22 protein-coding genes are annotated in these 21,144 nt (G+C 70.0%); 9 read left to right on the top strand and 13 right to left on the bottom strand.

What is annotated here, in order from left to right; translation table 11 throughout:
- Positions 1-136: 136 nt before the first annotated feature.
- The gene (locus tag RCR19_RS32585) at positions 137-541 is read right to left on the bottom strand and encodes a hypothetical protein (protein WP_331268356.1); all 405 of its coding nucleotides are present in this window, start codon (positions 539-541) and stop codon (positions 137-139) included.
- 184 nt (positions 542-725) lie between these two features.
- Here RCR19_RS32585 and RCR19_RS32580 point away from each other — a divergent pair, with 184 nt between their 5' ends.
- The 4 genes from RCR19_RS32580 (at position 726) to RCR19_RS32565 (ending at position 2,934) form a co-directional block, all read left to right on the top strand.
- Positions 726-1,277 (top strand): hypothetical protein, encoded by a 552-nt coding sequence (locus RCR19_RS32580; RefSeq protein ID WP_331268355.1) that lies wholly within the window; start codon positions 726-728, stop codon positions 1,275-1,277.
- 92 nt (positions 1,278-1,369) lie between these two features.
- On the top strand, positions 1,370-1,711 hold the full coding sequence (locus RCR19_RS32575) for a VOC family protein (RefSeq protein ID WP_331268354.1): 342 nt from the start codon (positions 1,370-1,372) through the stop codon (positions 1,709-1,711).
- Positions 1,712-2,165: 454 nt separating this feature from the next.
- Entirely contained in the window at positions 2,166-2,426 is a 261-nt protein-coding gene (locus RCR19_RS32570; protein WP_331268353.1) for a hypothetical protein, read from the top strand.
- 103 nt (positions 2,427-2,529) lie between these two features.
- A complete protein-coding gene (locus tag RCR19_RS32565; RefSeq protein ID WP_331268352.1) occupies positions 2,530-2,934 on the top strand; it encodes a DUF4265 domain-containing protein in 405 nt (134 codons plus the stop codon).
- A gap of 38 nt (positions 2,935-2,972) precedes the next feature.
- Here RCR19_RS32565 and RCR19_RS32560 read toward each other — a convergent pair whose 3' ends face one another.
- The 7 genes from RCR19_RS32560 to RCR19_RS32530 form a co-directional block, all read right to left on the bottom strand.
- Positions 2,973-4,472, bottom strand: coding sequence for a metallophosphoesterase (locus RCR19_RS32560; RefSeq protein WP_331268351.1), 1,500 nt, complete (start codon positions 4,470-4,472; stop codon positions 2,973-2,975).
- 111 nt (positions 4,473-4,583) lie between these two features.
- On the bottom strand, positions 4,584-5,573 hold the full coding sequence (locus RCR19_RS32555; protein ID WP_331268350.1) for a lysophospholipid acyltransferase family protein: 990 nt from the start codon (positions 5,571-5,573) through the stop codon (positions 4,584-4,586).
- Positions 5,570-6,340 (bottom strand): GNAT family N-acyltransferase, encoded by a 771-nt coding sequence (locus tag RCR19_RS32550; RefSeq protein WP_059126845.1) that lies wholly within the window; start codon positions 6,338-6,340, stop codon positions 5,570-5,572. The genes RCR19_RS32555 and RCR19_RS32550 overlap by 4 nt, the downstream gene beginning before the upstream one ends.
- A 181-nt stretch (positions 6,341-6,521) precedes the next feature.
- On the bottom strand, positions 6,522-7,547 hold the full coding sequence (locus RCR19_RS32545) for a hypothetical protein (protein ID WP_331268349.1): 1,026 nt from the start codon (positions 7,545-7,547) through the stop codon (positions 6,522-6,524).
- Positions 7,548-7,683: 136 nt separating this feature from the next.
- Positions 7,684-8,433, bottom strand: coding sequence for a succinate dehydrogenase/fumarate reductase iron-sulfur subunit (locus RCR19_RS32540; RefSeq protein WP_059126843.1), 750 nt, complete (start codon positions 8,431-8,433; stop codon positions 7,684-7,686).
- Positions 8,430-10,388: a fumarate reductase/succinate dehydrogenase flavoprotein subunit gene (locus RCR19_RS32535; RefSeq protein WP_331268348.1), complete on the bottom strand. Its 1,959-nt coding sequence runs from the start codon at positions 10,386-10,388 to the stop codon at positions 8,430-8,432. The genes RCR19_RS32540 and RCR19_RS32535 overlap by 4 nt, the downstream gene beginning before the upstream one ends.
- A 1-nt stretch (position 10,389) precedes the next feature.
- Entirely contained in the window at positions 10,390-11,061 is a 672-nt protein-coding gene (locus RCR19_RS32530) for a succinate dehydrogenase (RefSeq protein WP_059126841.1), read from the bottom strand.
- A gap of 120 nt (positions 11,062-11,181) precedes the next feature.
- Here RCR19_RS32530 and RCR19_RS32525 point away from each other — a divergent pair, with 120 nt between their 5' ends.
- On the top strand, positions 11,182-12,066 hold the full coding sequence (locus RCR19_RS32525; RefSeq protein WP_331268347.1) for a LysR substrate-binding domain-containing protein: 885 nt from the start codon (positions 11,182-11,184) through the stop codon (positions 12,064-12,066).
- A gap of 22 nt (positions 12,067-12,088) precedes the next feature.
- Here the strand turns inward: RCR19_RS32525 and RCR19_RS32520 are convergent, their stop codons facing one another.
- A complete protein-coding gene (locus RCR19_RS32520; protein WP_331268346.1) occupies positions 12,089-12,448 on the bottom strand; it encodes a nuclear transport factor 2 family protein in 360 nt (119 codons plus the stop codon).
- Positions 12,449-12,472: 24 nt separating this feature from the next.
- A complete protein-coding gene (locus tag RCR19_RS32515; RefSeq protein ID WP_331268345.1) occupies positions 12,473-13,252 on the bottom strand; it encodes an SDR family oxidoreductase in 780 nt (259 codons plus the stop codon).
- A gap of 105 nt (positions 13,253-13,357) precedes the next feature.
- Here RCR19_RS32515 and RCR19_RS32510 point away from each other — a divergent pair, with 105 nt between their 5' ends.
- Positions 13,358-13,876 (top strand): helix-turn-helix domain-containing protein, encoded by a 519-nt coding sequence (locus RCR19_RS32510; protein ID WP_181923002.1) that lies wholly within the window; start codon positions 13,358-13,360, stop codon positions 13,874-13,876.
- A 67-nt stretch (positions 13,877-13,943) separates the two neighbouring features.
- On the opposite strand, the gene RCR19_RS32505 is transcribed toward RCR19_RS32510, so the two are convergent.
- The 3 genes from RCR19_RS32505 to RCR19_RS32495 form a co-directional block, all read right to left on the bottom strand.
- Complete coding sequence (locus RCR19_RS32505; protein ID WP_331268344.1) at positions 13,944-16,091, bottom strand: EAL domain-containing protein; 2,148 nt, start codon at positions 16,089-16,091, stop codon at positions 13,944-13,946.
- The gene (locus RCR19_RS32500) at positions 16,088-16,900 is read right to left on the bottom strand and encodes an SAM-dependent methyltransferase (RefSeq protein WP_059126837.1); all 813 of its coding nucleotides are present in this window, start codon (positions 16,898-16,900) and stop codon (positions 16,088-16,090) included. Before RCR19_RS32500 ends, RCR19_RS32505 begins: the two co-directional genes overlap by 4 nt.
- Positions 16,901-17,262: 362 nt before the next feature.
- Complete coding sequence (locus RCR19_RS32495) at positions 17,263-18,198, bottom strand: SCO0930 family lipoprotein (RefSeq protein ID WP_331268343.1); 936 nt, start codon at positions 18,196-18,198, stop codon at positions 17,263-17,265.
- 725 nt (positions 18,199-18,923) lie between these two features.
- Here RCR19_RS32495 and RCR19_RS32490 point away from each other — a divergent pair.
- From RCR19_RS32490 to RCR19_RS32480, 3 genes are all read left to right on the top strand, one after another.
- On the top strand, positions 18,924-19,052 hold the full coding sequence (locus RCR19_RS32490) for a hypothetical protein (RefSeq protein WP_331268342.1): 129 nt from the start codon (positions 18,924-18,926) through the stop codon (positions 19,050-19,052).
- Positions 19,053-19,068: 16 nt separating this feature from the next.
- Complete coding sequence (locus RCR19_RS32485) at positions 19,069-19,833, top strand: hypothetical protein (RefSeq protein ID WP_331268341.1); 765 nt, start codon at positions 19,069-19,071, stop codon at positions 19,831-19,833.
- Positions 19,834-20,104: 271 nt separating this feature from the next.
- Positions 20,105-20,947, top strand: coding sequence for a hypothetical protein (locus RCR19_RS32480; protein WP_331269674.1), 843 nt, complete (start codon positions 20,105-20,107; stop codon positions 20,945-20,947).
- The last annotated feature ends 197 nt before the right edge of the window (positions 20,948-21,144 follow it).

The raw sequence follows: 21,144 nt of genomic DNA, 5'->3' as shown, positions 1-21,144 counted from the left end.
GGCAACCTGACAAGTCAAGGTTGCAGGTGTAGTTCCGCACGAACCAACCGGGCGTGAGGGTTGACTCATGCGGACCAAAGGCCTTCCCGTTGAGCCCCGTCAGCCGAACTTCAGGCCGCTCTGCCGCTTGGCCGCCTCACAAAGGCAGCCAATTGGGCCACCCCACGGGCTTGCCGCCCGGTTCGCACATGCTGTCCGGGTGGCCGGGCGACACGTACCACACTGCCAACTCCGGCCAGAGCAAGATCACAGTGGCAAGAATCGTCAACACCAGCGGCAGCAGGATGCGTCGACGGCCGGTCAGTTTGCGCATCACAGCCCACAGCACGGTGGACACCGTCGCCGCGCCGGTCGACGCGGCCACCCATGCAACGATCTGATAGGAGCCGTCGGTGCCGATGTCGCAGTTCGCCCAGGTACTGATCAACACCAACGAGGCCATGTACCCGGAGCCAAGGAACACCACCCACCCGATCACCCAGGCGGCCGCGCTGTACTCGGCCTTCTTCCCCACTGGTGGGCGCCGCTTCGTGGTCTCCACACAGTGGCCTTCCGCAGAGAGCGGTGCGTCGTAGGGGCGGCCGAGCATCGGTCGCCACGTCCTTGCGGTGCGTGATGTTACAACGGGTGGTGGCCACAAGGGTGACGATCTAGGTGACGCTCCGGTACCCGAGAAGCAGCACAGATCGCGGGAACGAAGTGCCTATCCTGCCAAACTGCACAACATGGAGAACATACGTCTGCCCCACACGGGCCGAGGGAACGGCACGGTCCCTGTCAGCCATGCTCCGAACAGTACGGCCACGGTCGTGGAGATCAAGGGCGGGGCCCTCTCGGCCTTCTACGTCTACGGGCTGATCGACACTCCCGACAAGCTCGAACGGGGCCGGATGATCGTGACGCACAACTACGGTGGCCACCGCACGCGGGCCGTCGTTCCCAGGAAGTACACGCACCTCATTGTCAGAAGACCCTCACACGGTTCACTGTTCCCCCGCTGGAAGCTCGGCTTCCGTGCCTCCGACTCACTGCCCGAACTGGTGAAGAGCGCCGAGGGCGGCCATCCGAACGTCCTCCGGTATGCCGGTGCACGCACCACGCTGAGGCTGGAAGTGAGCAAGGGATACGTTGCCCTCACACACCGCTCGCTCAGAGGTGAGGGTGAGAAGGAGCTGCACCGCAGCAACGGTCCCTTCCGCGGCACCGTCGAACTGCCGGGCTCCGGGCTGGTCGAGGTGGACTGCCTGGTTCGCTGGTCGGTCACCTTGCCTCAGTAGGACCCTGTGGTCATGACGAGGCGGACAGGGATGACCTTTCGAGGCGGCCGAAGTCAGTACGGACGACACATCGACTCCACACGGAGGACGGCATGGCTCTGGACCTCTTCGCAGGCATCCCCGTCACCGACTACGCCGCGGCGCGGCCCTGGTACGAGCGGCTCTTCGGCAGGCAGCCCTCGTTCCTGCCGAACTCCATCGAAGCGGTGTGGGAGGTCGCCGAGCATCGCTACGTCTACATCGTGGAGGACCCGGAGCGGGCGGGGAACGCCCTGGTGCTGTTGTTCGTCGACGATCTCGACAGCCGAGTCGCCGAGATCGCTCGGCGGAGCATCGAGCCCACGAAGCGTGAGACATACGAAGGTGGTGTGACCAAGGTGAGCTACCGAGACGCGGATGGCAACGAGATCAGCTTCGGCGGCGACACAGGCTGAACGACCCCTCCGACGCAGGCGAATCGCTCAGCATTCCCCCGGGTCCGGGCCTCATACCCCACCGTTCCGCCGTGCGGTGGGAGCGTCCGATCGGGGTGGCCTCTCCGTCCCGTAAATGATTGCCGGGCCGGAGTTCAATGACGGCACAGTTCTTGAGGGATGTCCCGGAATCAGGGCTGCGTACACGTGTGACACTGTCGGCATGCGGTGGGGTGTGTTCGGGCGGGGGACGAGGGCGCCACTGGCGATTGCGGTGGGGTCCCTGGGAGTGGCATTGGCGGGAGGCTGTTCGCTGGTCGGCGAGACGTCGGACGCCCGTCGTATCGACGCTTCACCCGTGCGGGTCCACGGTGTCGTCGACCGGGCGGTGCCGGTCAAAGGGGGGACGACGTTCAGGGTCTCGTACCGAGTCGAAGGTCGGGGGTTCGCCACCGAGGACTTGCCGGTGGGCCAAGTGGCCGAGCCCGCGATCCCCACGGTGGGTACCACCGTGTGCCTCGAAGCCTCGGCCGAACACCCGGAGACGGTACGGCTGTGCGGCCAGAGGTATCCGGGCGGCGACGACATGATTCCTGCCGAAGGCCTGATCGTGGTGGCAGGCACAGCAGGCACCCTGATGGCCGCCGGCTGGATCCTGATGGTCATCCGACAGAACCGCCGGTCCGTCTCGGCTGCGCACGCGACCGATATGACGTGCGCAGGCACCGAAGCCTGAGCGGCACAGATCACCTGCGGCACTGTCGGGACCCAGTTTCAGGAGGCACCCCATCACCATCATCGCGCACGAGGACCCGATCGGCCGGGGTCGCACCAACTACATGATCCACGCCGATCTGTCGGATCGACAGGACGGCTGGCGCGAGCAGTTGTGGACCCGCCGGCTCACCGAGGACACGTTCGAGGTGGCTTGTCTGCCGTTCTTCACCTACGGAATCTGCCACCGCGACGTGGTGACCATCAACAGCAATCACCTGGTGACCAGGGTCGTACGAAAGTCCGGCCACCGGACCCTTCGCGTCGCACTCGTCGTGGAACACCCGGACCGGGACCAGATACACGAACTCCTGCACGGCAAGGCGGTCCACACCGGTCTGCCGCATGAGTGGCTTCGGGGCACCTACCTTGCCGTGGATCTCGCGCCCGGCGCGGTTGAGGCGCCCTTCATCGAGACGTTGGAACCCCTTGCCCGGGCCGGCGCCCTCCACTGGGAGATCGATTCCTGACCTCAAGGACCTTTCTGTGAGGCGTTCTTGTCGGTGCGTCACACCAGCGGGATGGTCACCTCGTCCTCGACGGGCGGGTCGAGTTCCTGACGCAGGTTGCCCGTCGCCGCGAAACAGCGCAGCCGCACCGCCTCCTCGGTGACGTCCAGACGCAGGAAGCTCTTGAAGAAGGGCGGGCTGTAGGTGGCCGAACCCGGCGAGAAGAGCCGGGTGTAGAGCTTGCGCACGGGCAGACGGAAACGCGCCGTCCGGTCCGGGCGGCCACCGGCGCCCAGCAGACGGGCGACGAGCCGGATGCGCCGGGTGACCCGCGCCGGTGTGCCCTGCGCGCGGGTCACGGGAATGCCGAGGCGCTCGGCGACGACGGCGGTCGCCTCCGCCTCGGTGAGGGTGAAGAAGCGCCGCAGTCGCAGTCGGCGCCCGTAGAGCCTGCTGTAGAAGGCAAGGGAGTCGCCCCGCAGCGGATAGCAGCGGAAGTCCTGCTCGCCGACGTTCGCGACGGACACGCGCGGAATGGTGTGGGTGGCGTGCATGAAGGCGCCGCCGCCGCCGGAGACCACGTACTGGATGGTGCGGCCGTCCACGTCCACCGGATAGCGCTGGTAGTTGTGGATGTCGCCGCCTATCGCCGCGACGTAGTGGTGGCCGGGGTCGCGGACGATGTCGTCGACCGTGCCTCCGCCCTCGATGGGGCAGGGGTGGTGTTCGCCGTCCACGTACAACGGCGAACCGGTCACGAGGATCTTGGGCCGGGGCCCTTGCGAGACCTCCCGCAGCCAGCGGCCCTGTTCGGCGTCGATGGTGCCGAGCAGACCCGTGTCGATGCCGATGATGCGTACGCGTCCGGCGTCGATCGCCCAGTACGGGCCCGGCTGGACCGCCTGCTGAGCAGGGGTGGACCGCAACTTCCGTGCCTCGCCGAGGCGTTGCTCGTCCGGCTTGCCCGGCCTGTGCCACAGCAGCGAGCGCAGCCAGGCGCCCGTCAGTGGGCGCGGAGCCGGGGCCGGGGCGAGGGGTGCGGCATCGCAGAAGACCTTCATGAAGCCCTGAAGGTCCTCGTACCAGTCATGGTTGCCGGGTATCGCGTAGATCGGGGCCCGGTAGTCGCGGTAGGGACGGAAGAACTTCGTCCCGTAGTCGGCGGTGGCCCCCACCGGGTATATGACGTCACTGGCCAGTACGGCGAAGTCGGTGTCCTGACCGGTCTTCAGGAAGCCGGGAACCACGGCGTATTGAGGGTCGTCCCCCTCGCCGGTGTCTCCGATGACCATGAAGGAGAAGCGGTCCGGACCGTCGCGCCTGATCACCCTGTCGGCGGGAGCGCCCGCCGCCTGCTGCTGGTGCGCCCAACGGCTCCGGGTCTGCCCCGTGGGATCTCCGAACCACGAGGCCAGCACGCCGTTGCGCGCCGCCCATAGGGTCTTCGGATTGAGCCAGGAGAGCTTCTCGACCTGGGACGGCATCAGTGCGCGGTAGTCACCGGGCTGTGCGTCGCCCCAGCCGGCACCCTCGGCGGTATCGCGTGAAGATTCGGACACCGGTGCACCGTAGCAATGCGCAAGACGGCGTACGGACAAGGGGGTTGCCGTTCCGGGGCAGAGCCCGGGTCACCGGGCCGGGGCGATCCGCCCCGGCCCGGTGGTGGTGCGTCAGGAGCGCGCCGCCGGATCCGGGTGCTCGGCCGTCGGCAGCCCCAGGGCCAGCTGGGCGGCGGCGGCCATGGCACGCCGGTCGGTCCCTTCCGGTGCGAGCACCGGCGTGACCCGCACCTCCGCGACGAGCCGGCGCGCCGAGACGACCCGCCACACCGACGTCAGCAGGGAATCGCTCCCCACGAACGCGGGCGCCGTACTGGCCGTACCCTCGTCGAACCGGTAGAGCAGTCGCACCGGCTGGACGGGGACACCCGCGTCCAGTGCCGCCTGGAACGCGGCCCGGCGGAAGCGCCCCTGTGCCCGGCCGCACCAGGTGCTCCCCTCGGGGAAGACCACGACCGCGGACCCGGCGCGCATCGCGCCCGCGATCCGGGCCACCGTCTCGGGCAGGGCCCGCAGCCGGTCACGGTCGATGAAGAGAGCACCGCTGGTCGCGGTGAGGGCACCCGCCACCGGCCACTGCCGGATCTCGGTCTTCGCGAGCATCCGGCCGGGGCGGACGGCCGCGAGGAGCGGGATGTCGAGCCACGAGATGTGGTTGGCGACCATCAGCAGACCGCCTTGCTGCGGGGCGGCCCCGGAGAGCCGCACCCGGACGCCCGCCGCCCGCACAAGGGTCCGGCACCAGGCCCTGACGATCCGCCCCCTGGATGCGACGGGCAGACGGCGGACCAGCGGGAACACGAGGATCCCCGGGATCAGTACGCCCAGCACGGCCGCCAGCCGAAGAACGGCGCGCGGTGTGGACGCCGCCGAAGGGGTCGCGTCCACGCACGAGCGCGGGGTGCAGGGTGCGCTCGGCAGCCAGGCGCTCGTCGGTGCGGCCGCCTCGGGCGCCGTGCTCCCGCGCCGCGGCTCGGTGATCGTGGCGGTGGCCTGGATCGCGGCCGCACCCGGGCCCGCGAGCACTGCGGTGCGGCGCGGGCGCCAGGTCACGACGGTACGGGACACGTTCGTCACACGGGTCCGGGTCGTGTTCATCACGCCGGGACGAGCGAGAGGAAGTGCCGCAGGTAGCGCGGGTTGACCCGGCGCATCGACAGCAGGACGTACAGGTCGGCGACGCCGAACTCCGGGTCGTGAGCGGGCTCGCCGCAGACCCAGGCGCCCAGGCGGAGGTAGCCGCGCAGCAGCGGGGGCAGCTCGGTGTGCCCGGCCGGAGCCTCCACCTCGGGGCGCCAGGGCAGCAGCGGCCGTACGCGGTACTCCTCGGGTGCCATGTACTTGGTGCGCACCCGCTCCCAGGTGCCGGCGGCGAGCTTGCCGCCGTCGGCGAGCGGCAGGGAGCAGCAGCCTGCCAGCCACTCGTGCCCGCCGTCGACCATGTAGCGCGCTATCCCGGCCCAGATCAGGCCGATGACCGCGCCGTCGCGGTGGTCCGGGTGGACGCAGGAGCGTCCGACCTCGACAAGCCCGGAGCGGATGCCGGCCAGCGGGTCGAGGTCGAACTCGCCCTCCGAGTACAGGCGCCCCGCGACCGCGGCCCGGTCCGGCGGCAGCAGGCGGTAGGTGCCCACGACCTCGTCGGTCACCGTGTCACGGACCAGCAGGTGGTCGCAGTACGCGTCGAAGGGGTCGACGTCGAGACCCGGCTGCGGGGAGGACAGGAGGGCACCCATCTCCCCGGCGAAGACGTCGTGGCGCAGCCGCTGGGCAGCCTGCACGTCCGCCTCGTCACGAGCGAGGGTGACGGTGTAGCGCGTCGGTGCCACGGGCTGTGGGGGGCTGGCGAGGGTGGAAACGCCGGTCATGGCTCTCTCCTGGTCACGGGCCGGTTCGGCGAAGCGGCTAGCAGACCGTGGGGATGCGATCTGCCGCCCCTGTTCTTCCGATGCCGGCTGACCTACGCGTAACCGGAGCAGGGAGAGCGGGTGTGGGCTAGTTGAACGGCTCGCTCAGCCGCCGGCGGCAACCCGGTCCGGGACCTACTGTTCATCTCGCGTCCACGCAGTGCGCGAACCATCCCCGGGCCTCGTCCTCGTCCATCACACGTTCCAGGACCACGTCTGCCGACATGCCGGGGAAGAACCGCCCGGCCGGCCAGCCCCGCTCGTACGGCGGCGGGTCGAGGACCAGCAGCCGGGAACCCTCGACGACGGGGATGTCGGTGGGTGTCCCCTCGTTCCACACCCACTGACCAGCGGGTGTCACCAGGTTGAAGGCACCGGTCGTCGGCACCTGGCCCGGTGCATCCCGGCACACCGCGGCCTCCCGCGCGGACGGAGCGCGTCCGGGCACATGACCGCCGCCGACCAGGACGTCGGCGAGCAGGGTGTGCAACTGGAAGTTGTCGCCGATGCCGCTCATCCGCAGCGCGTAGCCGGTGCCGCTCGGGCGGTGCAGCACCACGAGCGGCTCGTCGTCCAGCACCAGCAGCGCGTACTCCAGGCATTTGACGTCGTGCCCGGAGGCGTCCCGCACCGACCGCACGGCCGCAAGCAGCTCCGTACGGCGGCCGTCGTCCATGCCGGTGCGCACCGACGGGTCGTTGAGCATCGCAACGGAAGCCATCTCCCACTGGGGCAGCGTCCACCAGCCGGCGGCCGCCTCCCGTCCGGCCCGCGCTGCGACCGCCGGATCGGGATCGCCGGGTCGCGGCTCGGGGAGGTCTCCGCCTCCCGTCGCCTCCCAGCGGGCGCAGAACTCGCCCGCGCTCGCGAGCGCCTCGGCGAGTCCGTCGAAGACGTCCGGGGCACACTGCCGCGCCTGCGCTCCACGCTCGACGCAGGCACCGACGATCACGGCGATCAGGCCGCGGGGCTCCACGGGCACCTGCGGCAACAGGGCCGTCAGCCGCGGCCCGGCCTGGGCCACCTCGTGGTCCGCCGCATCGGCGAAGTGCCGGTGCATCTCCCGTATTCCGCGCTCCGACCGAGCGCCGTCCCGGTCGCGTACGGCGGCCTCGAACCCGGCGACGGCCTCGAGCAGCCGGTCCTTGCCACGACGTCCGAAGATCATGCGCGAACCCTACCGATGCGGGGATGCCTGACGGGACCGGGGGAGCACCACCCCCGGTCCCGCCCGTCCGCACTCCGACGGCGAACGTCGACGGTCGGCGCCGCCCCGTCCCGAGCAGCGCCGACCTGCTTGTGTGCTAACGGCGACCCGCCTTGCGGCTCGCGCGCAGCCACTCCTTGTTCATGCTGGTGATGGACACGAGCGGGATGCCCTTCGGGCAGGCCGTGGCGCACTCGCCGGTGAGCGTGCAGCCGCCGAAGCCCTCCGCGTCCATCTGCGCCACCATGTCCAGCACCCGGGTCTCGCGTTCGGGTGCGCCCTGCGGCAGCACGTTCAGATGGTTGATCTTCGCCGAGGTGAACAGCATCGCCGCGCCGTTCGGGCAGGCGGCGACGCAGGCGCCGCAGCCGATGCACTCGGCGTGCTCGAAGGCGAAGTCGGCGTCCGCCTTCGGCACCGGCGTGGCATGGGCCTCGGGTGCCGAGCCGGTCGGGGCCGAGATGTAGCCGCCCGCCTGGATGATCCGGTCGAAGGCCGAACGGTCCACGACCAGGTCCTTGATCACCGGGAAGGCCGAGGCCCGCCAGGGCTCGATGTCGATCGTGTCGCCGTCCTTGAAGGACCGCATGTGCAACTGGCAGGTGGTGGTGCGCTCGGGGCCGTGCGCGTCGCCGTTGATGACGAGCGAGCAGGCGCCGCAGATGCCCTCACGGCAGTCGTGGTCGAACGCCACGGGCTCCTCGCCCTTGAGGATGAGCTCCTCGTTGAGGGTGTCGAGCATCTCCAGGAAGGACATGTCGGCCGAGATCTTGTCCACCTCGTATGTGGACATGGCGCCTTCGGCGTCGGCGTTCTGCTGCCGCCAGACGCGCAGGGTGAGCTTCATGCGTAGCTCCGCTGAGTGGGGTGGACGTACTGGAAGACCAGGTCTTCCTTGTGCAGGACCGGCGCGTCGCCGGTGCCGGTGAACTCCCAGGCGGCCGCGTAGGCGAACTCGTCGTCCTTGCGGGCGGCCTCGCCGTCGGGGGTCTGGGACTCCTCGCGGAAGTGACCGCCGCAGGACTCGTTGCGATGCAGCGCGTCGAGGCACATCAGCTCGGCGAGCTCCAGGTAGTCCACGATGCGGTTGGCCTTCTCCAGCGACTGGTTGAACTCCTCGCCGGTGCCGGGGACCTTGATCCGCCGCCAGAACTCCTCTCGGATCTGCGGGATGCGCTCCAGGGCCTTGCGCAGACCCGCGTCGGTACGCGCCATGCCGCAGAACTCCCACATGAGCTCACCGAGCTCGCGGTGGAAGGAGTCGGGGGTACGGTCGCCGTCGACGGACAGCAGCAGGTTCAGCCGGTCCTCGGTCTCGGCCAACACCTCCTGCACGGCGGGGTGCTCGTCCGTCACCTGGTCCTGGTGCGGGTTGCGGGCGAGGTAGTCGTTGATCGTGGACGGGAGGACGAAGTAGCCGTCCGCGAGTCCCTGCATCAGCGCCGAGGCGCCGAGGCGGTTGGCTCCGTGGTCGGAGAAGTTGGCCTCACCGACGGCGAACAGGCCCGGGACCGTGGTCTGCAGGTCGTAGTCGACCCACAGGCCGCCCATCGTGTAGTGCACGGCGGGGTAGATCCGCATCGGCACCTCGTAGGGGTTCTCCGCGGTGATCCGCTCGTACATGTCGAAGAGGTTGCCGTACTTCTCCTCGACCTTCTTGCGGCCCATACGACTGATCGCGTCCGCGAAGTCGAGGTACACGCCCTGGCCGCCGGGCCCGACGCCGCGGCCCTCGTCGCAGACGTTCTTGGCCGCCCGGGAGGCGATGTCGCGCGGGACGAGGTTGCCGAAGGAGGGGTAGATGCGCTCCAGGTAGTAGTCGCGCTCGTCCTCGGGGATCTGGTTCGGCGGCCGGGTGTCGCCCTTGGCCTTCGGCACCCAGATCCGGCCGTCGTTGCGCAGCGACTCGCTCATCAGGGTGAGCTTGGACTGGTGGTCGCCCGTGCGCGGGATGCAGGTCGGGTGGATCTGTGTGAAGCAGGGGTTGGCGAAGTAGGCACCGCGCCGGTGCGCCCGCCAGATGGCGGTCGCGTTGGAGTTCATGGCGTTGGTCGACAGGTAGAAGACGTTGCCGTAACCGCCGGAGGCCAGCACGACGGCGTCGGCGAAGTACGTCTCGATCCTGCCGGTGACCAGGTCGCGGGCGACGATCCCACGTGCCCTGCCGTCGATGACGATCAGGTCGAGCATCTCGCTGCGCGGGTGCATCTCGACATTGCCGGCCGCGATCTGCCGCGAGAGCGCCTGGTAGGCGCCGAGCAGGAGCTGCTGTCCCGTCTGGCCGCGGGCGTAGAAGGTGCGGGAGACCTGGACGCCGCCGAAGGAGCGGGTGTCGAGCAGGCCGCCGTACTCGCGGGCGAACGGGACACCCTGCGCCACGCACTGGTCGATGATCTCGACGGAGATCTGCGCCAGCCGGTGCACATTGGACTCGCGGGCCCGGAAGTCGCCGCCCTTGACCGTGTCGTAGAAGAGGCGGTGGATGGAGTCGCCGTCGTTGCGGTAGTTCTTCGCGGCGTTGATGCCGCCCTGCGCGGCGATCGAGTGGGCACGGCGCGGGGAGTCCTGGTAGCAGAACTGGACCACGTGGTAGCCCTGTTCGGCCAGGGTGGCGCCCGCGGAGCCGCCGGCGAGGCCGGTTCCGACGACGATGATCCGGTGCTTGCGCCGGTTGGCCGGGTTGACCAGTTTGGCCTCGAACCGGCGCGTGTCCCAGCGCTCGTTGATGGGGCCCTCGGGCGCCTTGGTGTCGGCGACCGGCGCACCGGTCGCGTAGTCGGTGTATTCGGCGGAGGCAGTCATGTCAGCTCACCACTCCGGTCATGACGCCCACGGGAACGGCGATGAATCCGGCCGTGAGCAGCAGCGCTAGGGCATTGGCGGTGGTCTTCAGGGCGCGGTCGCGGGTACGGCTGCCGACGCCGAGGGTCTGCGCCGCGCTCCAGAAGCCGTGCCGGATGTGCAGCCCGAGGGCGAGCATCGCGACGATGTAGATGACGTTGCCGTACCAGGTGGAGAAGGTGTCCACGACGTTCTGGTACGGGTGGCCTTCCTGGAAGCCACCGGAGTGCACGGTGCCGGTCGTCAGGTCGAGGAGGTGCCAGACGACGAACAGGGCGAGGATGATCCCGCCCCAGCGCATCGTGCGCGTGGCGTAGCTGGCCTGCGGCTTCTTGTGCACGTACTTGTTCGGACGTGCCTTGATGTCGCGGCGGCTGAGCTGGTACGCGGAGACGATGTGGGCCACGACGGCGACCACCAGCACCACGCGGATCAGCCACAGCGTCCACCCGTAGTGCATGAAGGGCTCGCCGACGGTGCGCAGCCAGTGGGCGTAGTGGTTGAACTCCCCCGCCCCGAAGTAGATCTTCAGATTGCCGATCATGTGGGCGACCAGGTAGAGCAGCATGATCAGGCCGCTGATCGCCATCACTGTCTTCTTGCCGACTGTCGAGTCCCACACGGTGCGCGCCATGGACGTCCGTCGGTCCGTCCGCGTTGCCAGAGCCATGTTCAGGAACGCTAGGGCCGAAGGTCCTTATCGGTCCAAGACATGGTCCGGTTCGTTTCGATAGCCAAGCCCTATGCTTGCACCATGCAGTTCCAGCAGCTCCAGTACTTCGTGGCGGTCGCCGAGACCCGACACTTCACCAGGGCCGCCGACCTCGTCCATGTGGCACAGCCGTCGCTGTCTCAGCAGATCAAGGCGCTGGAGCGGGAGCTGGGCGCCGACCTGTTCCTGCGGGCCCGCGGCAACATCACCCTCACGGACGCGGGCGAGTCGCTGCTGCCGCTGGCCCGCCGCATCCTCGCCGACGCGGACACGGCCCGGTACGAGGTGCAGGAGCTGGCACAGCTTCGCCGGGGCCGGGTCCGCCTCGGCGCGACACCGAGTGTGTGCACCGGCCTGCTGCCGGACGTGCTGCGCGCCTTCCACGACCGCTATCCCGGCATTCAGCTCCTCATCGAGGAGGGCGGCTCCCACGACCTGGTCCGGGAGCTGGCGCGCGGCGCCCTCGACCTCGCCCTCGTGGTGCTGCCCCTGCCCACCCCCTCCCCCGCGCTGACCACGGTGGAGCTGTTGCGTGAGGACCTGGTGGTGGTGTCCTCCCCGGACGCCCCGCGGCCGGGCGGCGGCCGGCGCACGGTCCGCATCGCCGATCTGGAGAGCGAGCGCCTGGTGATGTTCCGGCACGGCTACGACCTGCGGGAGCTGACGGTGGCCGCATGCCGAGCCGAGGGGTTCGAGCCGGATTTCGCGGTGGAGGGCGGCGAGATGGACGCGGTGCTCGGCTTCGTACGGGCGGGACTGGGCGTCGCTGTCGTCCCGCGCATGATCGCCACCCGTAGCGGACGCGGCCTGCGGGTGACCCCGCTGGCCCGTCCCGGCCTGTACCGGACGATCGCCCTGGCCCACCGCAGCGACGTGGCGCCGCCGCGGGCGGCGCGTGAGCTGCAGCGGATGCTGCTGGAGCGGTGAGCCGGGCGGGCCGCGTCCGGCCTCAGGGCTCGATGACGAGCCGCTCGATCAGACCCGAGCCGAGGGTGAAGCGGTAGTGCAGGTCGACGGTGCCGCCGGGGAAGTCGCCCTCGAGATGCTGTGTCGCGACATAGTGCGCGTCGCCCGCCTGCTGGGCCCCGACGAGTTCGGTGGTGTAGGTGAACTCGGAGGCGGCCCGGTCGAGCCACTGCTCCACGGCGGCGCGCCCCCGATGGGTGGCGCCGTCGTCGATCACGGTGGCGTCGTCGGTGAACGTGGCGATCGCGGTGGCGGTGTCGCGTACGCGGTGGGCCTCGAGGTAGCGCAGGACCACCGCGGGCAGCGAGTCGGGGGCGATGGCACGGAGCTGGTCGTCGGTCATGAGGGTCCTCTCAAAGATGGGTGTTCAGACGGTGGGGGTGGTGCCGCCGTCGATGACGTACTCGGCACCGACGATGGACGAGGCGCGGTCGCAGACCAGGAAGGCGATGAGTTCGGCGACCTCCTCCGGCCGGTTGGGGCGGCCGAGGGGGATGCCGCCCAGGGAGTCCATGAGCCGCTCCAGAGCGGCCTTCTGGGTGATGTCCGCCTCCTTCGCGATGCGTCCGACCAGGTCGTCCGCGGCGCCGGTCAGGATGAAGCCGGGCGAGACCGCGTTGACGCGCACCCCGTGCGGCGCGACCTCGTTGGCCAGGCCCTTGCTGTAGGTGCTCAGCGCGGCCTTCGCGGCCGCGTAGGCGAGCGTGCCGTTCCACAGCGGCATGCGCCGCTGGATCGAGGTGACGTGCACGACCGCGCCCGAGCGGGCTTGGATCATGCCGGGGAGCAGAGCCCGGTCGAGGCGGACGGCGGCCAGCAGGTTGGTGTTCAGCTCCCGCGCCCAGTCGTCCTCGCCGAGCGCCGCGTAGCCTCCCGCCGGAGCCTGCGATCCGCCTAGGTTGTGGACGAGGATGTCGACTCCGTCCAGGCGGGCGTTCACCTCCGCGACGACCTGCGCGACACCCTCGGGGGTCGAGAGGTCGGCGGCGATGAACGTCTTCTCCTCGACGTCCTCGGTGGGGGTGCGGGCGGTGACGAGCACGGTTGCCCCGGCCTGCCGGAGGCGTTCGGCAACGGCGGCACCGGTGCCCCTGGTACCGCCGGTGACCAGCGCGCGCCTGCCGTCGAGGGAGTCGCTGATGGGCATGGCAAACAAGCCTTCCGTAGGGAGATCCGACGGCGGAAGGCCACCGCCGACGACTTACTGCTAAAATAGCACCAAGTAACTTCGACTTTAGCAGTGACTGGGGAGATGGCCACCTTGGCAAGTCGCATCAGGCTGGAGGACAGGGAGTGCCCGCTGTCCACGACGGTGGAGCACGTCGGCGAGTGGTGGACGCTGCTGATCCTCCACGACGCCTTCGACGGCTACACCCGCTTCGACCAGTTCGAGGAGAACCTGGGCATCTCCTCCAGCATGCTCACCACGCGTCTGAAGACCCTCGTCGCGGACGGACTGCTGGAGCGGCGGCCGTACCAGAGCCATCCCGTCCGGTACGAGTACGTGCTCACCGAACTGGGCCGCTCGCTGCGCCCGGTGATCGTCGCGCTGGCCGCGTGGGGCAACGCCCGCCTCGCACCCGAGCAGCGCAGCATGATCCTCGTCGACGCGAACAGCGGCGAGGAGGTCGAACCCGTGGTCGTGGACGCCAGGACGGGTCGCCGGCTGGACGACAGCGACGCCTATGTCTTCGCCGCGGGCCCCGCGGCGAGCCCCGTCATGCGCAGCCGCTACGCGACCCGGGCGCAGGCCCCGGCGCCCGCCGATTGAGCGGGCGCACGAGTGCTTCCCGGACGTGCCCGTCGGGGCGTTCCCCGGGACTCCGGGCGACCCTGGATCAGCCCGTCGCGTCCAGCAGCGACAGTTCGTGCAGGCGCTCCGGTGGACCGGGGCGGGCGTAGTACCACCCCTGCGCCGTGTCGCAGCCCAGGATGCGCAGTTGTTCGGCCTGGGCGCCGGTCTCCACGCCCTCGACCGTGACCGCGAGGTCAAGGCTGTGCGCGAGGGAGACGATCCCTTCGACGATCTTGAGGTCGACGGGATCGGCCGGGTACTGCTGCATGCTCTGGGTGAAGGAGCGGTCGAGCTTCAGGACCCGCACCGGCAGCCGCCGCAGGTTGGCGAGGTTGGAGTAGCCCGTGCCGAAGTCGTCGAGTGCGATGTCCACCCCCATCTCGGCCAGGCGCCGCAGCGGCTTGAGGAGGCTGTCGTCCGCGCCGATGAGCGCCGACTCCGTCACCTCCAGGCAGAGCGCGTCCGGTTCGAGTCCAGCCTGCTCCAGGATGGCCACGGTGTCGGCCACAAGACCGGGGTGGGTGAGCTGGCACGGAGACAGATTGACGTTGATGCGCAGCGGACCCGAGCGGTCGTGTCTCTCCTGCCAGGAACGGGCCTGCCGCACCGCCTCTTCGAGGACCCAGCGCCCCAGCGGCACGATCAGCCCGGTGCGCTCGGCGAGCGGGATGAACCGGTCGGGGCCGAGCACACCGTGCTGCGGATGCAGCCAGCGCACCAGCGCCTCGGCACCGTGCACGGTGCCGTCGCCGAGGTGGACCAACGGCTGGTACTCGATGAAGAACTCACCGCGGTCCAGAGCCGTCGGCAGCGCGGTGGTCAGCCCGTGCCGGGTGATGGCGCGGGCGTCGGCCTCGGGGTCGGCAAGCTCGAAGCGGTTGCCGCCCGCGGACTTGGCCCGGTACATGGTGATGTCGGCGCTGCGCAGCACCTCCGCCGGACCGCGCTCGCCCACCGGTCCCTCGACGACGCCGATGCTGCCGCGCACGGTCAGTTCCCGGCCGTCGACGCTGATCGGGGTGACCAGCGCGTTCATGATCCGCCCCGCGAGCTCGTCGACCTTGCGCTCGGTGTCGGGCCCGGTGGTCAGCGCCACGAACTCGTCGCCGCCCAGACGGGCGACCATCTCACCGGGCGCGGTGGCGCAGGACTGCAGACGGTCGGCCACCTCGACCAGCAGCCGGTCGCCCGCCGCATGCCCGAGGCTGTCGTTGATGGTCTTGAAGCCGTCGAGGTCCAGGTAGCACAGGCCGAACCGCTGCCCCTCGCCCGCCGCGAGCGCCTTCTCCAGGCGCTCGAAGAACAGGGTGCGGTTCGGCAGTCCGGTGAGGGCGTCGTGCGTGGCCTCGTAGCGCAGCCGCAGATTCAGCAGGCGCCGCTCGGTGGTGTCCTCCATCAGCGCGAGCTGGTACTGCGGGCGCCCGTCCGCGTCCCGCAGCAGGGAGACCGTCAGATTGGTCCACAGCACCGTTCCGTCGGGCCGGTAGAAGGCCTTCTCGACGTGGTAGTGCTCCCGCTGGCCGCGGACGAGTTCGTCGTACAGCCGCCAGACCTGCGGAGCGTCGTCGGGGTGGGTCCACTCCACGACGTTGCGCCCGCGCACCAGGTTCTCGGACCCGCCGAACATACGGAGCAATGCGCCGTTGACCTGAAGGACGTTGCCGTCGAGGTCGGAGATGCAGATGCCTATCGCCGCGCCCTCGAACACCGCGCGGAAGCGCGCCTCGCTGGTGTGCAGCGCGTGCGCCACGGCGCCCTGGGCGGTGAGGGCGGCCTGCGAGATGGTCTCCTGCTCGGCCAGGGTGCGTTCCCTCAGGGCCTCGGCGAACCCGGCGGCCATCGCGTGCTGCAACCGCGAGCAGCGGGTGCGCAGCGCCTCCTGCGCCTCGGCGGGGGCGTCCGGATCACCGCAGTAGAGCACCAGGTACGCGTCGACGCAGTCCAGCGTGCGGCTGAGCGCTTCCGGGTCGGTGCAGTGCGCCTCGATCAGCGCGGCGCCGATCCCCTTGGCCGTGGCGGCGTCGAAGGCCCTGGCCCGCAGCGCGTCGCGCAGCCGGCAGGCCAGCGGCAGCAGCAGTTCCTCGAAATCGGGTCGGGTCAGCGACGTGGAGGTGACCGGGAAGACCGCCCGGCTCCAGATCGTCGCGAACCTGCGCAGTCTGTCCTCCGGTCCCCCCGGCTCGGCGGTCACGCCGAGCGCCCCACGCCGGCGAACCCCGCGAAGGAATACGGATCCTCGTCCTCGGATGCCGTGTCGGGCCGCCACTTCGGCATCGGCACCAGCCCGGGTTCCACCATGTCGTACCCCTCGAAGAACCGCGCGATCTCGTCGCGCGAGCGCATGATCAGCGGATTGCGGATGTTCCTGTACACGTCGACCGTGCCCTCGGCCCGCTCCTGCGGCAACGGGATCCCGTCGTACGACGCGTGCGTGACGACGAGCAGGCTGCCCGGCGCGAGCGCGTCACGCAGTTCGGCCACCGCACTGTACGGGTCGTCCGTGTCCTCCACGAAGTGCAGTATGGCAACGAGAAGGAGCGCGACTGGCCGGTTCCGGTCGATCAGGCGCTCCACTTGAGGGCTCGACAGGATCCCTTCGGGCTTGCGGAGATCGGCCGCGACGACGTCCGCGTCGTCGTTCCCCTCGAGAACGGCTTGGCTGTGGGCGACGGCCACCGGGTCGTGGTCGACGTACACGACACGGGCGCCGGGGTGCGCCTGCTGCGCCACTTCGTGGACGTTCCCGAAGGTCGGGATGCCCGAGCCGATGTCGAGGAACTGGGTGATGCCCTCCTCGACGGCGTAGCGGACCGCCCGGCGCATGAACGCCCGGTTCGCCTGCATGATCTTGGGGAGGCCCGGCATGAACTCCATCGCCCTGCGCGCCGCCACCCGGTCGACCTCGAAGTTGTGCGAGCCGCCCAGGTAGAAGTCGTACATGCGGGACACGCTCGGCACGGAGATGTCGATGCTCCGGGGGGCCCAGGCGGGACGCTCCATGCAGCTCTCCTAGGCGTAGACGACAGTGTGGCCGATCCGGTGTTCGAGCAGAGGCTACTGATCGTCCGCCAACGGAGCGAGTAAAAACGGAAATTGACCATCCGTTCCCGGTCAGCGCGCCGTTTCCGGTGGTCCGCCGCAGTGGGACCGGATCGCTCGTCGAGGCCTCACGCGCACTGGCGCAGGCCTTCCCCACACATGCCGAAGCGGCCCGCCCCCTCCGTGCGGTGGAGAGGGGGCGGGCCTGGTCCTGCGCGCCGGTGTCCCGTTCGGCCGACTCTGTTGCTCCGGGTGTCCACTCCCTTCGGCGTCGTGCGACCGACCGGGCGGGGTGATGGATCGAACCTGGGGAGGGGTGATCCCTACTTGGGCGCGCCGACCGGCTTTCCGTCGGGCGCGACGGCGTACCACGTGCCGCCCACGCCCTGGCCGTTGGTGTCACCGGGTGCCGTGTCACCGGAGAAGGTGTAGATCGGCCAGCAGTTGACGGTCATCTGCTTGGTGCCGTCGGGGCGGGTGAAGCCCATCAGCCCCTTCTTCTGCACGCCCTTGGTGTCGTTGGCCGCGACCGGGGCGACGGCCGGCCACTTCTCGATGCAGGCGCCCGTGCAGTTGGACACGGACTTGGGCCACGCCTTGTCCTTCATGAAGCGGTAGACCGTCATGCCGTTCTTGTCCACGACGATCTGGCCCAGCTTGGGGTCGTTGCGGACGGACAGGCCGGGCAGTGCCGTGCCGGCCTTCTTGCCGGTGGGCGCGGTCGCGAACCAGGTACCCTTCACGCCCTGGCCGTTGGTGTCACCGGCCTTGGTGTCCTTCACGTAGCGGTACATCGGCCAACCGGCGACGGTCAGCTGCTTGGTGCCGTCCGAACGGGTGACCTCGCCGAGCAGTGACCGGTCGATGCCGGAGGCCACCGAGGCGCCGTCGGCGGGCACCGGCGGCCACGTCGTCGCGCAGTCCCCGTCACAGGAGGACTTCGGCGGCGAGGCCGTGTCCTGGTCGAAGCGGTAAAGGGTGAATCCGGCGCTGTCGGTGACGATCTTGCCGAGCTTCGCGTCCTCGGCGACGGCAAGTTGGCCCGCGGACTGCCCCGCGGCGGCCGCGGCGCTCGGCGCCGTGGTGGAGTCGGCACCGTAGCCGTTTCCGGGGTCCGTATAGCCGCCTGCGGCCGTGGTCGCGCCCACGTTCTGGCTCCCCGTCGACTGGGCGCCGTTCTCCTGACCGCACGCCGTCGTGAGCGCCAGCACGGCCGCAGCTGTCGCCACGAGGGAGGCGCTCCGCCAGGATGTCTTCATTCTCAACTCCCGCTATCCGCTTGGGTGTTGCGGCTTCCTGTGCTCCTCGCCGCGTCTGGCCCTAGGTACGGACGGGACTGCCTGATGTGTTCAATCGGTCCAGAGATTTCTTTCCGGAACCTGTGACCCGTCGTCCGTCACCCGCCCCGGCCGCACCCGGGCCCCCTCGCGCACATGTACGCAACCGGGGTCACGACGGACATGGCCGACGAAACCACCGAATGATGGATCTCCCCCCTTCAGGGCAATTCGCCGGTGCGTGTGCGTAGAGGGACCCACGCGCGCCGATGATCTCGGTCGTGCAACGACCCGAACGGCCCCGATCCACCCTCGTTCCAAGGGCGTTGGCCCTGGTGGCGATGGTCTGGATCCTTGCGGGCGCCCCTGCCGGAGCGGCGTCGGCCGACGCGTGCGCCTACGCCTCGACGGGCCCCGGTGGCACGGACGCGGTGGCGGTCGCGGGCGGCGACCACTGGCCACTTTCCCCGTGTTTCACCCCGACCCCGACACCAACACCGACACCGACACCGAGCCCCACACCGACGCCGACCCCCACACCGCCACCCCAACCACGGCCGACACCGAGACCCGTACCGCCCCCTCCGCCACCGCCCCCCGTGGCCCCGCCACCACGACCGGTACTGGTCCGGGTGCCCCCGCCGCCCCCGCCACCGGTGGCCCCGCCCCCCACGCAGCAACCGCGCCCACGCCCGTCGGCGACTCCCGTGCACTACCCCCGCTACCACTCGGTGTCCCGGCCGCGCCCTCCGCGCGACGCTCCCTCACCGCTGATGTTCACCCTGCTGATCGCCGCGCCCGCGGTATTCGCCGTCGCCGCGCTGCGTCCGCGCTGACCCCTGGAGGCACTTCTTGTCGGAATGGCTTGTTCTCGCCCTCGCGATGGCGGCCGCCTGCGCCGTCGTGGTCGCGGTGACCCTGCTTCGGCATCGCACCGCCGCCGAGGACGACGATCCGTCCGAGACACCGGATGTGATCGAGTACATGACGATGTGGATCGGCGTCGTGTACGCCATCGTGCTGGGACTCGCCATCGCCGGTGTCTGGGAAGCCCGCAGCGCCGCCCAGGACCATGTGCAGGCCGAGGCTCAGGCACTGCACGAGATCTCGGAGCGCGTCCGGGTCTATCCGCCCGACGTCCGCGACCGCGTCCGCGACGACATCGACGCATATGTCGGCCATGTCGTGACCGCCGAGTGGAAGGCCATGACGGATCACGGCAAGGTGACCCCTCGTGGTGCGCAACTGCTCCAGCGGATCCGTCAGGACGTCACCGACTATCAGCCGAAGACGGACTTCCAGGCCCAGTCCTACCAACCGCTCCTCGACCAGGTGGCCGCGGTCGACACAGCACGGGCGGCCCGGGCCGACTCCACGGGTGCGACCATGCCCACGGTGGTCTGGTTCGGGCTGATCGGCGGTGCGGTGATCACGATCGGCATGGTGTTCGCACTCCAGATCCGGCGTACGCCACGCGAGTTGGTCCTCGCCGGGCTGTTCTCCGCACTCATCGCCTTCCTCCTCTTCCTCATCTGGGACTTCGACACGCCCTACAGCCGGGGCATCGCGGCGTCCGCGGAGCCCTTCCTGACACTGTTCCCGCACGTACACGGGTGACGGCCCCGGCGCCGTCGCGCACCGGTGGCGGGGGCGGAACGTCACAGGACTCCCGCCCCTGCCACCTCCCGTGCGCTCCCTCCCGCCGCACCGGCCCGCCCCGCCCCCTTTCACGGCCGGGGTCCCCTGTGCGGCCCATGCACTTGCCCCATTCGCACGACTGAGATCGCGCCCCCGAAGCGGCCTTCCTACTGTTTCGATCATCGAGGTGCATTTCAGGCGCAAGCGGAATCCGTCCGCGGCAAGGCTCCTCGGGGACCTGGAGGCTTCCATGCCCGCGATACGCGCACTCTCGGCCGCAATGCTGGGCCTTGGCGCCCTCGCCCTCACCGCATGCACCTCTGCCACCGCCGGCGACGACGTCGGCAACCCGGGCTTCGGCTACAACCTCCAGCCGGAGACGGTCGCTCCCGGCGGCCGGCTCTCGCTGCCCGTACAGGGCTGCAAGGAGGAGGCCACGGTCACCTCCGGCGTCTTCCAGACGGTCACCGTCCCCAAGGGCGGGACCTCGGCCACGGCGGTGATCGACCGGAACGCACGCCCCGGTACCTCCTACGACGTGGCCTTCCGGTGCGGTCATGAATACGGCCACCGCAAGCTCACCATCGGTGCCGCTCACAGCGAGACCGCGGGATCCAAGCAGAGCGGCAGCGGGGGTGCGCCGGACAGCGGAGGCGGCGAAGGCGGCTACGGGGGCGGCGGGATCGGCGGCGGTGGATACGGCGGAGGCATCGGCGGCGGAGCGTACGGCGGAGGCATCGGCGGCGGAGCGTACGGCGGAGGCATCGGCGGCGGAGCGTACGGCGGAGGCATCGGCGGCGGTGCATACGGCGGAGGCATCGGGGACGGAGGGTACGGCGGAGGCATCGGGCGCGGAGGGTACGGCGGAGGCATCGGCGGCGGAGGGTACGGAAACGGTGGAGGCGGCGGAGGTTATGGAAAGGGTGAAGGCGGCGGCGGAGGCGGGTACGAGCAGCACGGCGTGCAGGCCGGTGTCGGCGGCAGCGTCCGCGGATTCCATCTCAAGGAGGTCGGCCTAGGCGCCGCCTTGATCATCGGTGCGGTCGGCACGGCCTGGCGCATGGCACGCCGGCGCACCCCTCCCCGGGACTGAAAGCCGGATCTCCTCGCCCCGGGTCCCGAACGGATCCGGGGCGAGGGCGTTCCCGCCCGGGAGACACACCACAGGTCACGATCCGTCGGAAGGATCCCGGCCGTCGCACCCCCGACGGCCGACACCCGTTCGCCGCCTCCCCGTCGCTCACTCATTCCGGTGCGCTCGGCGTGCTGTTGATCGTGACCGACGTGGTG

It is taken from the genome of Streptomyces sp. WAC07094, assembly GCF_036320405.1.
Taxonomy (GTDB): Bacteria; Actinomycetota; Actinomycetes; order Streptomycetales; family Streptomycetaceae; genus Streptomyces; species Streptomyces lannensis.
This window is presented reverse-complemented; position numbering and strand designations above follow the sequence as displayed.

What these genes read in the sequence shown, in the direction of transcription:
- RCR19_RS32580 (WP_331268355.1), top strand. Translation starts at nt 726, where the DNA reads ATGGAGAACATACGTCTGCCCCACACGGGCCGAGGGAACGGCACGGTC.
- RCR19_RS32575 (WP_331268354.1), top strand. Translation starts at nt 1,370, where the DNA reads ATGGCTCTGGACCTCTTCGCAGGCATCCCCGTCACCGACTACGCCGCG.
- RCR19_RS32565 (WP_331268352.1), top strand. Translation starts at nt 2,530, where the DNA reads ATGATCCACGCCGATCTGTCGGATCGACAGGACGGCTGGCGCGAGCAG.
- RCR19_RS32550 (WP_059126845.1), bottom strand. Translation starts at nt 6,340, where the DNA reads ATGACCGGCGTTTCCACCCTCGCCAGCCCCCCACAGCCCGTGGCACCG.
- RCR19_RS32545 (WP_331268349.1), bottom strand. Translation starts at nt 7,547, where the DNA reads ATGATCTTCGGACGTCGTGGCAAGGACCGGCTGCTCGAGGCCGTCGCC.
- RCR19_RS32540 (WP_059126843.1), bottom strand. Translation starts at nt 8,433, where the DNA reads ATGAAGCTCACCCTGCGCGTCTGGCGGCAGCAGAACGCCGACGCCGAA.
- RCR19_RS32535 (WP_331268348.1), bottom strand. Translation starts at nt 10,388, where the DNA reads ATGACTGCCTCCGCCGAATACACCGACTACGCGACCGGTGCGCCGGTC.
- RCR19_RS32530 (WP_059126841.1), bottom strand. Translation starts at nt 11,061, where the DNA reads ATGGCGCGCACCGTGTGGGACTCGACAGTCGGCAAGAAGACAGTGATG.
- RCR19_RS32525 (WP_331268347.1), top strand. Translation starts at nt 11,182, where the DNA reads ATGCAGTTCCAGCAGCTCCAGTACTTCGTGGCGGTCGCCGAGACCCGA.
- RCR19_RS32520 (WP_331268346.1), bottom strand. Translation starts at nt 12,448, where the DNA reads ATGACCGACGACCAGCTCCGTGCCATCGCCCCCGACTCGCTGCCCGCG.
- RCR19_RS32515 (WP_331268345.1), bottom strand. Translation starts at nt 13,252, where the DNA reads ATGCCCATCAGCGACTCCCTCGACGGCAGGCGCGCGCTGGTCACCGGC.
- RCR19_RS32510 (WP_181923002.1), top strand. Translation starts at nt 13,358, where the DNA reads ATGGCCACCTTGGCAAGTCGCATCAGGCTGGAGGACAGGGAGTGCCCG.
- RCR19_RS32500 (WP_059126837.1), bottom strand. Translation starts at nt 16,900, where the DNA reads ATGGAGCGTCCCGCCTGGGCCCCCCGGAGCATCGACATCTCCGTGCCG.
- RCR19_RS32495 (WP_331268343.1), bottom strand. Translation starts at nt 18,198, where the DNA reads ATGAAGACATCCTGGCGGAGCGCCTCCCTCGTGGCGACAGCTGCGGCC.
- RCR19_RS32480 (WP_331269674.1), top strand. Translation starts at nt 20,105, where the DNA reads ATGCCCGCGATACGCGCACTCTCGGCCGCAATGCTGGGCCTTGGCGCC.